Origin of the sequence: Nonomuraea basaltis (assembly GCF_005893125.1) — a bacterium.
Lineage (GTDB): Bacteria > Actinomycetota > Actinomycetes > Streptosporangiales > Streptosporangiaceae > Nonomuraea > Nonomuraea basaltis.
This window is the reverse complement of sequence record NZ_VCJS01000135.1, coordinates 22,055-33,821: the sequence shown is the minus strand read 5'-3', so window position 1 is coordinate 33,821 and position 11,767 is coordinate 22,055. Positions and strand designations below refer to the sequence as shown.

Below are 11,767 nucleotides of genomic sequence, written 5' to 3'. Positions count from 1 at the left end.
GGCACGAGCCCGGCGCGCAACAGGGACGACTTGCCGCTGCCCGAAGGGCCGAACACCGCGGCGAAGCGATGCCGGCCAAGCAGCTCGTGCAATTCCTCGACGAGCCGCTCCCGTCCGAAGAAACGACTGGAATCGTGCGTGTCGTAGGGGGCCAGGCCCAGGTACGGCCCGGCGGCACCGTCATCGTCGGCCCTCTCGCGCGCCAGTTCCTGAGCGACCTGCCGCCAGCGGCGCTCCCATGCGGAGACGTCTGCGCCGCATGTTTCCACAAAAGCCAAGACGACGGGCAGTGAAGCCAGCCGCTCACCCGCCGCCGCCTGCGACAGCGTGGTGACCGAATAACCGGCGCGCTTGGCCATGGCCCGATAGGTGAGGCCGCCCGCTTCCTGACGCAGCTTGCGTAACTCAGCGGCAAAGCGTTGAACCGGTCCCGCTGCCGGATCCACCGGACTTTCACGACGGCCTGCCACCGTTACGGGCTCCATTCACTAGACGACGAAGACGGTTCGGACACGCTCGCTGATCACATCAACGGTTGACCCGGGCCCGCCGATCGCGTGCGTCGCAGGCCTGAATGCCTGCGCGCGTGAGCGACACACGCGGCCGTTGACAAGAGTCCAGCGGAAGGTCGATCGGCGTCAGGAGCCGCTGCCACCGGCCGGGGAGACGCGGAGAGGAACCGTTCTGCCGAGAAAAGCATTGTTTGCCCGCCTGATGAGGGGTGCCGAACAATCTTGCCGCCACGATCCTGGTGCCACAGACCTCGGCGGGCAAGCGGTCACGGGACCGCTTGCCGCTGAGACCGCTGGGAACCGCCGGGGGCCGGCACACGCACGTGTGACCTGTCCCAGCCCGCTTGCCGATCGGGATCAACGACTGCTGACGATCGCGACGAGTCTCGTGATCTCGTCCCCCCTTGATCGACCACCCGAGAAGGACATCCATGCGCACGAGCTCCAAGACCGCCGCCGTGGTGGTGACCGCCCTGACCGTGCTGTCCCTGCCGCCCACCGCGTCCGCACAAGCCGCCGTGGCCTCCGCGGGGCCCGGCCGGGCATACGTCAACGGCGCGACCGGCATGTGCCTGGCCGTGGGCCGGGGAGAGGTGAAGGCGGCCAAGCCGGTGATCCAGTGGCCCTGTACCGGGGGCAAGGAGCAGCGCTGGATCTACCGGCCCGACCGCCGGCTGGTGAACGTCAAGACCGGGCTGTGCCTGGCCATTGGGCGCGGTGAGAAGAAGAAGGGGAAGATCGCGATCCAGTGGCCGTGCACGGACGGCGGACTGGCGCAGGAGTGGGTCTACGACGGTCTGCAGCGGCTTCACAACAGGGCCACAGGAATGTGCCTCGCCATCGGGTCCGGCGAGAAGCGCAAGGGCAAGAAGGCGATCCAGTGGCCCTGCAAGATCACCTCTGAGCAGGCCTGGCTCCGGCGATGACCGTTCCCGCGCAGCTATTCCGGACGGCCTGCTCAGGCGCCCTGGACTTATCGACGAGCGGGGAAGAAGCAGATGATCAATAGCTCGCATGGGGAACTCGAAACAGGCAGTCGCACAGCCTCACAGGCTTTGGCGGACTACTTGGCGGAATGGTCGCTGCGGACGGGGATCGCGGTGGAGATCTGGGCTCTGCCGCAACAGCCGCTTCCTGCCGTGATCGCCGAGATCGTCCATGGCGCGATCCGTGATGTCCTGCAGGAGGTGGAACGGCAGGCATCGGCCCGTACCGTTTCCATCGCCCTCACTGTGACCGCCGACAGACTGCGCTTGACCGTCAGCGATGACGGCCGCGGGATGTCGGCGGAGGCGTTCGAGGCCCGCCTGCACGGTCGGCGGGCCCAAGTCGCCGGACTGGGCGGCCGCCTCACCGTCAACGGCGTACAGGGAGAAGGCACCACGACAAGCGCCACCGTTCCCCTGAGAAAGGGGACGGCTTTCTTGGCCTGATTCCCAAAACCGCAAAACCGAATACGAAAGGTGCACGTATGCATTCTGTTCATGCTCGCCCGACCGGGCGTGCCGTCACAGCCGTGGCAACCGTACTCATCCTGCTGATTTCGCTGATGACGGCGACCTCGTCGATTCATCCGGCCAGGGCCGACGAGGCCCCGGACAGCCAGTTCATGGTCGTGAACCCGGCCGTGCTCGCGGACACCCGCAATGGGACCGGCGGTGTCGGCTCCACCAAGGTCCCGGGCAGGGGCCAGGTCACCTTCCAGGTCGCCGGCCAAGCGGACGTACCGGCTTCCGGGGTGTCGGCGGTTGCCCTGAACATCACCGCGATTGGAGCGGAGCAGTCCGGCTGGTTAACCGTCCACCCATCCGACGCCCCGTCCACCGTGTCAACGCTGAACTTTCACCAGGGCGAGAACGTCACGGGCGAGGACTTCACCCGCCTCACGAGCACAGGCATGGTGTCTGTCGTCAACAACAGCGACGCCCCGGTGCACATCGTCGTCGCCGTCCGCGGCTATTTCCTCAGCGCCACCGACACTCAGGCGGGCAACGAGTACTACCCGGTCGAGACCGAATATCTGTACGACACCCGCCCCGACCACGTCACGGGATCCCCAGCCCATGAGGCCACTCCCATCCCGGCCAAATCATCGGTGACGATCGACGTAGCGGGACAGCGGAGCATTCCCGCTACCGGCGCCAACGCGGTGGCGCTGAACGTCGTGGCCTGGTCCCAGGGTCAAAGAGGCTGGTTGAACCTGCACCCGTCCGATCAGCCGGGAAACAACGTGGCAACGGTGGACTATGTCCCCAACGAGACCGACAGCAGCTTCACCGTGGCCCAGTTGACCGGCAGCGGCAAACTGATCCTCGAGAACCGCGGCAGCGGCACGGTGCACGTGGCACTCACTCTCCGCGGTTACTTCAAGGCAACCGCGGAGGAGGGCGGCGCAGGTTATGTGGCCGTCCCGTCCAAGGTCATCGTCGAGACGCTTACCGGCGCCGGTGTGCCAGGCGGCAGCACTCAGGACCTTGCCCCGGGAGCGTCCGTCACCTTTGACGTCACACAGGGTATCGACCTGGGCGAGAAGACCATGGCTTCCGCCGCGCTCACCATTCAGGCTGAGCGGCCGACCGGCAGGGGCTGGCTCACCGCCTATCCGTCCGAGGACGGCGACCCTGGCATCTCCAGCGTCAACTACGACGAGGCGGAGAGCACCACCGGATTCGACCTGGTCATCCCCGACTCCCAAGGGCGTGTGACCATCACCAACCGCGGTCCGGGCACCACCCACGTCCAGGTGTCAATGCGGGGCTATTTCACCGACCCCCCGATGCCCGTTGAATACGACAACCCCCCGGAACTGCCCATCACGGAGACCATCCCCGAAGAAGACGAGGCAGTCATCGTAGGCGCCCCTGGCCGCAACTTCAGAGCAAACGCTCGAACGGGATTCGATCCCATCGGTCTCCCTGGCGTCTTCGATGGCAGGGTGTGGTGGCATGGAAGAGCGCCCTATGAGCTCTACATCAACGCCGAGGTCTACGACAACCGGCCAGACGGACGATGCATCGGCGCGCTCGTCCGGATGGACGGCAAGGTCTACAGCAACTGGAAGCATTGGGTGGCCTGCGGCAACCAGAAGAAAAGAACAATCAAGGGCTGGTTCCAAAGAACGGCCAACCGGATCGACTTCAAGGCCTGCCAAGTCCACCCGAAGACCCGGCGCTATGCCTGGTGCACCACCGAATGGAAATAGGATCCTAGGTTCTCGGTGGGGTCAGAGGTGGTGGTGCCGGGGGTGTAGTTTCGCAGCTCTGGCAGTGCCCCGGTGATCGCCGCCACGGTCACGGTGGTGAGCAGCCCGCCGGCGCAGATCACCACGCGATGGTCGAGGATCGATGCGCTGGCCCCGTGCAGCAGGTTCGCGATGTGCGGCCCTCCGAGGAGGACGACAGTGAGCGATCCCTGGATCCGGCCGCGCATGGCGTCGGGGGTGTGTGCCTGGGTGATGGCATTGCGAAGGTGCTCGGCACGAAGTTGACCGCACCGCCGAGGACGAGCTCCGTCAGTGCGGCCAGTCCGAGGAGCACGAGGGTGACGCCCCACTACGCGGCGGCCGCCGCGGCGGGCCGGTTGACGCTCTTGAGCGCGCCGTCCAGCCGGATGAACCTGTTGCGTTTGACCGGCGCCTGGCCGTCGACGGCGCGTTCGGCCTTGGCGACCTGCTCGTCGATCCCGCGCAGGGTGCGCCGGGCCCGGTCGGCCCGGTACTGGTAGTAGATCATCTGGTCCCGGCGGGACTGCGTAGCTGCGGCGGGCCAGGGCTGGATGAAGATGTGCCCGTCGGGAATCTGGGTGTCGGGGTGTTCGCGCCGCCACTGCTTGACCACGTAGGGGACCTCGGGGATCTTCATGCCGAGGATGAACGACAGGCCCGCCTGCTCGAGGGCCTGCTTGTTCGCCTCGGAGATCATCCCCGCGTCGGCGACGACGGTGACGTCGGCGAGCCGGTGGGCGGTCATGAACGCCTGGATCACCGGGAGCATGGTGTGCGTCTCGGCCTTGTTGCCCTCGAAGGCCTGCACCATCAGCGGGAACCCAGAGGCGTCGGTCAACAGCCCGATCGTGATCTGCGGATCCAGCCGCCGCTCCTTGGAGAAGCCCGGCTCACGGAACCCGTCCCCGGCGTCAGTCTCGAAATACAGGGTGGAGACGTCGTAGAGCACCAGCGAGGCCGGTCCCAGCCGGGGCGTGCGCCGCGCACGCCCCGGCCAGGGCCGTGCGCCACCGTTCTTCCGCATAAAGCGGCAACCGGCGTTTCACCGTCGCATACGACACCGAGGTGATGCCCGCTTCGTCCAGCACGCGCAGGCTGTCGTGCTTGCTGACCGGTTCGATCACCCGGGCGAGCACCAGCTGCCGGAACACCTCATCGCCTGTGGTCGCGGCGTCGAACCCGAGCGCGGCATAGGCGCGAGACAGGGCCTCCCACAGATGTCCCATCCGGGAACTGGCGATTTCCAGCGGCCCGCCCGTGGCCGGGCCAGCGTCCAGCCCGAGGTCCAGCTCTTCCTGCCCGGCGGCCAGCCGCTGACGGGCGATGGCCTTGAGCGTCTCCAGTTCGGCGTCGTCGTGGGCGGATCCGATGTGCTCGATCTCCCGGGACCCGCGGCGCGAGGTACACGATCTGCACCGCGCGGGCACCTGAGGCCGTTTTCACCGTCCGCACGTACGGGGACACGGCCTACAGGGTAGAGATGCGGCCGGTTTAGTGCGCACTTTTCGCCATTCTCGACGGCAAATCCCAAGGCCAGCGACCTAACACTCGGAATTGATCTTGAACGTGATCCAAGTCGGGTCAGAGCGAGAGGACCGCACCAGGTAGTCCGGCGGGGTGGATGGTGAGCGTCTTCACGGGGTTCTCCTGGGCGGTGGTGGCAGGGCCGCAATCCCTGCCGGAAGGCTGGAGCTGTTGCGGGTGGGGTCACCCACGCTCTCACGCGCATCTCGATGAGCCACAGGCACGGCATCCGCGGGCGGCCTACGTGCCTTACGCACCTTACGCACCTTCAAGCGGCTGACCAGCTAATTAGTTCGCTTGACTACCCCAGATAGGAGCAGGTCCAGCCGAGCCGGTGTAGGAAGCAACGAGCACCGGCCACGGTAGAGCTCGCCCGGGGCAGGTGCTCGATGATCTTGGCGATTCGCGTCAGCGTCCAGTACAGATCGGACTATCCGCAGGCCGTTGGCCTCTCGGTCGACACATGCGCCATGCGGGCCAGCGACTGACACTCGCCGCTCTCCAGTGCCAACCGCCGACTGTACTGGCCGACATCCGTGACACCTGGAACTCCCGCGCATTGGGCCGATCTTGTAACGCTCGAGTGTCCACGCTGTGGTGGTCAGCGAATGGGGTACACATTCCACCCGCTTCCGTACGTACCGCCGTAGTTGTAGCCGCCGTTGCCGTTGCCGTACCAGCGGTGGAGATAATCGTCGCGGACTGCCAGAAGGTCGCCGACGCCGTCCTTGTTAATGTCGCCCATACCCGTCAATGTGCTGGCGTATGGGGTCCACCCGCACCCGTACGTTCCCTTGTAGTTGAAGCCGCCGTTGCCGTTGCCGTACCAACGGTGCAGGCAATCGTCGCGGATCGCGACAAGGTCGCCGATTCCGTCCCTGTTGATGTCAGCCGCGCCGGTGAGGGAACCTGCATAGGGAGTCCAGCCGCTGCCGTAGGTGCCAGCGTGAGTGAATCCACCACTGCCGTTGCCGTACCAGCGGTGAACCCAGTCGTCGCGCACGGCCACGAGGTCCCCGACGCCGTCCCTGTTGATATCGCCCACACCCGTCAATGTGCCGGCGTATGGGGTCCACCCGCACCCGTACGTACCGCCGTAGTTGTAGCCGCTGTTGCCGTTTCCGTACCATCGGTGCAGGCAATCGTTGAGGACAGCTACGAGGTCTCCGACACCGTCGTTCGTGATGTCACCGACAGCAGTGAGTGATGCCGAATACGCGCCCCACCCGCACCCGTAGGTGTTGATGTAGGAGAAGCCGCCGCTGCCGTTTCCGGACCATCGGTGCAGGCAATCGTCGCGCACAGCCACGATGTCGCTTACGCCATTGCGGTTATAGTCGTTCCGCTTGACCGCGATTGACGTCGGCGTGGGCGGAGAGGGTGCTGTTGTCGAGGTTGGAGTTGGAGAGGGCTGAGGCTGTGGCGGGTTTGAAACGCCATCATCGTCTGAGACGTTACACGCGACGCGATCGATGGAGACGGTTCTCACCTTCCCAGGGCCCGGGGAGCTGTTGCGGACCCAGAGACCCTCGGAGCTGCTGCGCCGATTCCAGGCGAAGCTGGCCGCGATTCCTTTATTCGTAAGCTTGTCGAAGGTGGAGACGACACCGCTGACCTCGCACCCCTTCGGCACGAGGTAGGCATCCCATTCGTCATCCGGAGTTTGGTTTCCCGGGCCCAGATACGCATACTGGTTCGGGCTGTTTGTGGTGCCGTTGCAGTCTCTATAATCAAGTAGCTGATCATCGCACTTGTCTTCAACTTGCCGTGGGTCATCCTCTTCACCGGGGGCGTACCAGTTCTTCGCCGCCTTGATATAGTAGTAATATGATGTGTTGTTCTTGATCCAGACTTCGCCGTCAAAGGCGGCGGCCGAAGAGCTTGAGGCTGCTTGTGCCGATGCCGAGTAAGCGGGTGCACTCGATATAACGGTTAACAGCGCCGCGGCTGCCGCGGCTATGGCAGCAGAAGGCAATCTACGCATGGAGTGAATCCCTTCGTTGTTCGCTCGTCCTAATTCGTCGCTTATCTGTTGCGGTCGGAGAAGCGTCCAGATCATTCGCCGGTGGCCGAAACACTCATCTCCGGCACGTAATGCCGTACCGCCGATTTCGACCTCTATTGGTATCGTGGGCCCGTGGGGCCGTCCCATGTTGACAGCCGTAGGACCTGGCCCTTTATGTCCCGCGGTATATCAATCCGATGCATGAAGCAGCCCCACTCCGAGCCGAAAGGTCGTCCTCGTTCGCGTGGTCACAGCGTCTTGTCTAGCGGCCGGATGTTGTCCAGAACAGAGGGGTTACGGGCCGGACGACAAACTCCGGACATACCGCTGGAGGACGTCGTCCTTCCAGCGATACTCGATAAGAGCACTGGAGTTGTTCCCCAGCTCGCCACAGGGAGGAATGGAGCATCCCCCAGAGCCGTGACCGGGTCGTTCGCCTTGCTGGAGTCCTCCGCCAGCGCGGGAGACGCGCTGGTGAAGACGGGAGCTGAGATGATAGCGACGGCTAACATCGCCCATCGCCGCAATAAGGCCATGGTTCCCCTTCCGTATGCCGGTGCCTGATCCTGGTCTAGGGTTTTACGAGACAAGGCATCACGACCCCGACGACTGTTGCGCTCGTCGCCAGGCGCGTGAATGGCACCGCTTCGGTTCACCGTCGCCCTGCTCTTCGTTGGTTCACGTGCTGCCTTCCTGCGCCTGTGTCAGTGGTCTACCGCATGTTAGGTTTGCCCCGACTTGTTCAGCCCCAGGTCGAGCACTGAACAAACAACTACAGCGAGGCAGGGCGGAGATGGGCAGGCCTGAGCGGGCTCTGGACCCGACCGCTGGACCGGTGCAGCGACTCGCGCACGAACTCCGCGGTTTGCGCGACTCTGCCGGGCGGCCCAGTTACCGGACGATGGCCAAGGCCGCGCACTACTCGGTGACGGCGCTGGCCGAGGCCGCGGGCGGCGAGCGCCTGCCGAGCCTGGCGGTCACGCTGGCCTATGTCGCCGCGTGCGGTGGTGACCGTGCGGCGTGGGAGAAACGCTGGCGCGAAGCCGAGGCCGAACTCGCGGGCGGCAGCGTGGGGGGCGACTTCGCCGCGCCCTATCTCGGGCTCGCCGCGTATGGGCCGGAGGACGTGGACCGCTACTTCGGCCGGGAGCGGCTGGTCGAGCATGTGGTGCATCGGGTCACCGGGACGCCCGTCGTCGCGGTGTTCGGCGCGTCCGGCAGCGGGAAGTCCTCGCTGATCCGCGCCGGGCTCCTGCCGGCTTCACGGTCGCACCCAGCGTTCTCCGGGCACGAGTGGTCGTGGATTCTCCTGACCCCCACCCAATCGCCGCTGCAGGAGCTGGCCTACGCCGTGGCCGGGTGGGGCGGGCGCGAACCCGACTACGGCGAACCCGGCTGGCTCGATAGAACGCTTCGGCTCGCCGATCCCAGCGGCGACAAGCGTGTCCTGCTGGTGGTCGACCAGTTCGAGGAGTTGTTCACCTTGTGCCCCGACCCCGCCGAGCGGGCGGGCTTCATTGACGAGCTTCTCGACGCCGCGCTCGGCGCGGAGCGGGTGGCCACCGTTGTGCTGGGGATCCGCGCCGACTTCTACGGCCACTGCGCGACGCATCCCGGCCTGGCAGAGGTGCTTGGTCAGGGCGCCCAAGTGCTCGTCGGGCCGATGACCAAAGACGAGCTCCGGTCGGCCATCACGCAGCCCGCGCTGCGCGCCGGGCTGACCGTCGAGCGGGACCTCATCGCGACGCTGCTGGCCGACATCGCAGGCGAGCCCGGCGGTCTTCCGCTGCTGTCCCACGCCCTGCTCGAAACGTGGCGCCGTCGGCGCGGCAACATGCTGACGCAAACCGGATACCACGCTTCCGGTGGTGCGCACGGGGCACTGGCACAGACCGCCGAGCGCACCTACGCCGACTTCGACGACGCGGAGAGAGACGCGGCTCGTCGGGTGTTCCTGCGGTTGACGGCTCTTGGCGATGGCACCGAGGACACTCGGCGGCGGGCCGCGCACACCGAGCTGGCCACGGTTGCGGACCAGGCGACCGTGGTTGGGGTGCTGAACCGGCTGGCGACGGCCCGGCTGGTGGTAATCGGCGAGGAGAGTGTGGAGGTCGCGCATGAGGCGCTCATTCGCGCCTGGCCGCGCCTGCGGCGCTGGCTCACCGACGACCGTGACGGGCTGATGCTGCACCGTCGGCTCACCGACGCGACACAGGTCTGGCAGTCCGCAGACCGCGATCCCGACCTGCTCTACCGTGCCGCTCAGCTCGATCAGGTGACGGCGTGGGCTGATCTGCCGGACCACGCCGCGGCGCTCAACGCCGACGAACGCGAGTTTCTTGACGAGGCGATCCGGTTGCGGGACAAGCAGATCCGGGCGCGCAAGCGGCGAGCCTTGCGGATCCGGCTGGCGACTGCGGTGGTGGTGGTGCTGCTGGCCGCCGCGACGGTGATCACCGTGATTCAGCGCAACGACGCCCGCGAGGCGCACCGGGTGGCGGTCGCGCGCCAGCTCGTCGCCGAGGCGACGGCGCTGCGCGAGGTCGATCCGCTGCGTGCGGCCCAGCTCAGCCTGGCCTCGTGGCGGATCGCACCGGACCTCCCGGCCACCCGCAACAGCCTGATCAGCACCCAAGCGGTGGCGCTGCCCACCAGGATTCCCGGCCACAGCGGCGAGGTTCGCGATGTGGCGTTCAGCCCGGACGGCCAGGTCATGGCCACCGTCGCGGACAAGGGCACCGTCCGGATGTGGGATGCCGCGGCCCACGAGCCGCTGGGCCCGCCGCTCACCGGCCACACCGACATGGTGAACGGCGCGGCGTTCAGCCCGGACGGGTCGATGCTCGTGACCGCTTCCACCGATCAGACGCTGCGGTTGTGGGACGTCGCTGGACGCCGAGGGGTCGGCGAGCCGCTCACCGGTCACACGGGAGTCGTCACCGGTGTCGCGTTCAGCCCGGACGGGCGCCTGGTGGTGAGCGGCAGCGCCGACGGCACGCTGCGGGTCTGGGACGCCGCGACCCGACTCGCTGTGGGAAAGCCGCTGACCGGGCACGACGGTCCGATCACAGCGGTCGCGATCAGCCCCGACGGCTCTATGGTCGCCAGCTCCGGCAACGACAAGACGGTGCGGCTGTGGGACCTGGCCACCCGCAGACCGATCGGCCGCCCCCTGACCGGGCACACCAGCGTCACCTACGGCGTGGCATTCAGCCCGGACGGCCGAACCCTCGCCAGCAGCGGCTGGGACAAGACAGTCCGGCTGTGGGACGTAGCCACCCGGCGGCCGCTCGGTACCCCGCTCACCGGCTCGACAAGCAGTGTGTTCAACATCTCCTTCAGCCCTGACGGTTCGGCGCTCGGCGGCGGCGACTCCGACGGCTCCCTACTGATCTGGCGGCTGCGGACGACCCTTCTGCCCGGGCACACCGACGCGGTCTACGCCGTCGCGTACAGCACCGTCGGCGTCGTGGGCACCGCCTCCGACGACCGGACCGTGCGCCTGTGGGGGATCTCAGACAACCAGCCGCTCGGCGCTCCGCTCACCGGGCACACCGCCGAGGTCCGCGCGATGGCATTCGGCCCGCGAGGCAAGCTCCTGGTGACCGGTAGCTGGGATGGAACGCTTCGCCTGTGGGACACAGCGAGCCGCAAGCAGCTCGGTGCTCCGCTCACCGGTCACACCGGCTGGGTCCGTGGAGTCGCGATCAGCCCCGACGGAGCCCTGATCGCCACCGCCGGCATGGACACCACAGTCCGGCTGTGGGACGTTGCAGCACGCAAACAGGTCGGTACCCCACTGACCGGCCACACCGACTCGGTCACCGGTGTCGCATTCAGCCCAGACGGGCGTATCCTCGCCACCGCCGCCAACGACACGACCGTGCGACTGTGGGACGTGGCGACCCGAAGCCCGCTCGGCGAGCCGCTGACCGGCCACGCCAGTGTAGTGCGCGACGTCGCGTTCAGCCCGGACGGTGCCACACTCGCAAGCGTCGGCGACGACAAAACCGTCCGCCTCTGGGACGCCAAGAGCCGCACGCAAATCGCCGTCCTGACCGGACACACCGCCGAGGTCCTCAAAGTGGCCTTCAGTCCAGACGGACAGGAACTGGCCAGTACGGGCCTGGACAAGACAGTCCACCTGTGGGACATCCGAAGCCGCTCAGCCACAGTGACCTTCACCGCGAGCACCGGCCTAGCCGGCGTGGCCTACGTCCCCGGCGGACTGCTGACCGGCGGCGTGACCGGCAACGTCCTGCGCTGGATCACAAATGTGGAGCACGCCGCAGCATACGTCTGCACCGCGACCAAAGCCGACCTCACCGACGAAGAATGGCGCAGACACGTCCCGTCCTGGCCGAACCAGCCCCTGTGTCACTGAACCTGAAGGCAGCGCGGGAGCGACCCGATAGCTCCCGCCCGGTCCGCGCCCACCGTAACCTGCGCCTTTCACGGCGACTCGAAGCCGTATCAGAGCGATGTCAGCTCCGTGTCGGGTCG

At 66.7% G+C, this 11,767-nt stretch carries 7 protein-coding genes and 1 pseudogene; 4 read left to right on the top strand and 4 right to left on the bottom strand.

Annotated elements, in window-relative coordinates; all coding sequences use genetic code 11:
• Window positions 1-485: nSTAND1 domain-containing NTPase (locus EJK15_RS43870; RefSeq protein ID WP_171074881.1), on the bottom strand; the 485-nt coding region annotated here is incomplete at its 3' end.
• Window positions 486-943: 458 nt separating this feature from the next.
• Here EJK15_RS43870 and EJK15_RS43865 point away from each other — a divergent pair.
• From EJK15_RS43865 to EJK15_RS43855, 3 genes are all read left to right on the top strand, one after another.
• Window positions 944-1,438 (top strand): RICIN domain-containing protein, encoded by a 495-nt coding sequence (locus tag EJK15_RS43865; protein WP_138716388.1) that lies wholly within the window; start codon window positions 944-946, stop codon window positions 1,436-1,438.
• Window positions 1,439-1,567: 129 nt separating this feature from the next.
• Window positions 1,568-1,945, top strand: a complete 378-nt coding sequence (locus EJK15_RS43860) for an ATP-binding protein (protein ID WP_171074880.1) — start codon at window positions 1,568-1,570, stop codon at window positions 1,943-1,945.
• Between the two features lie 83 nt (window positions 1,946-2,028).
• Complete coding sequence (locus tag EJK15_RS43855; RefSeq protein WP_138716386.1) at window positions 2,029-3,714, top strand: hypothetical protein; 1,686 nt, start codon at window positions 2,029-2,031, stop codon at window positions 3,712-3,714.
• Here EJK15_RS43855 and EJK15_RS43850 read toward each other — a convergent pair.
• The 3 genes and pseudogenes from EJK15_RS43850 to EJK15_RS43840 form a co-directional block, all read right to left on the bottom strand.
• Entirely contained in the window at window positions 3,684-3,941 is a 258-nt protein-coding gene (locus EJK15_RS43850; RefSeq protein WP_138716385.1) for a hypothetical protein, read from the bottom strand. The two genes, EJK15_RS43855 and EJK15_RS43850, sit on opposite strands and share 31 nt — an antisense overlap.
• Window positions 3,942-4,075: 134 nt before the next feature.
• Window positions 4,076-5,199 (bottom strand): annotated as a pseudogene (locus EJK15_RS75215) (IS1634 family transposase); the annotation flags it as partial.
• Between the two features lie 661 nt (window positions 5,200-5,860).
• A complete protein-coding gene (locus EJK15_RS43840) occupies window positions 5,861-7,243 on the bottom strand; it encodes an FG-GAP repeat domain-containing protein (protein ID WP_171074879.1) in 1,383 nt (460 codons plus the stop codon).
• A gap of 814 nt (window positions 7,244-8,057) precedes the next feature.
• Here EJK15_RS43840 and EJK15_RS43835 point away from each other — a divergent pair.
• The gene (locus EJK15_RS43835; protein WP_206061471.1) at window positions 8,058-11,648 is read left to right on the top strand and encodes a WD40 repeat domain-containing protein; all 3,591 of its coding nucleotides are present in this window, start codon (window positions 8,058-8,060) and stop codon (window positions 11,646-11,648) included.
• Window positions 11,649-11,767 lie beyond the last annotated feature (119 nt).

Bases quoted from the DNA above. Each gene is read 5' to 3' on its own strand.
- EJK15_RS43865 (WP_138716388.1), top strand. From the start codon at position 944: ATGCGCACGAGCTCCAAGACCGCCGCCGTGGTGGTGACCGCCCTGACC.
- EJK15_RS43850 (WP_138716385.1), bottom strand. From the start codon at position 3,941: ATGCGCGGCCGGATCCAGGGATCGCTCACTGTCGTCCTCCTCGGAGGG.
- EJK15_RS43840 (WP_171074879.1), bottom strand. From the start codon at position 7,243: ATGCGTAGATTGCCTTCTGCTGCCATAGCCGCGGCAGCCGCGGCGCTG.
- EJK15_RS43835 (WP_206061471.1), top strand. From the start codon at position 8,058: ATGGGCAGGCCTGAGCGGGCTCTGGACCCGACCGCTGGACCGGTGCAG.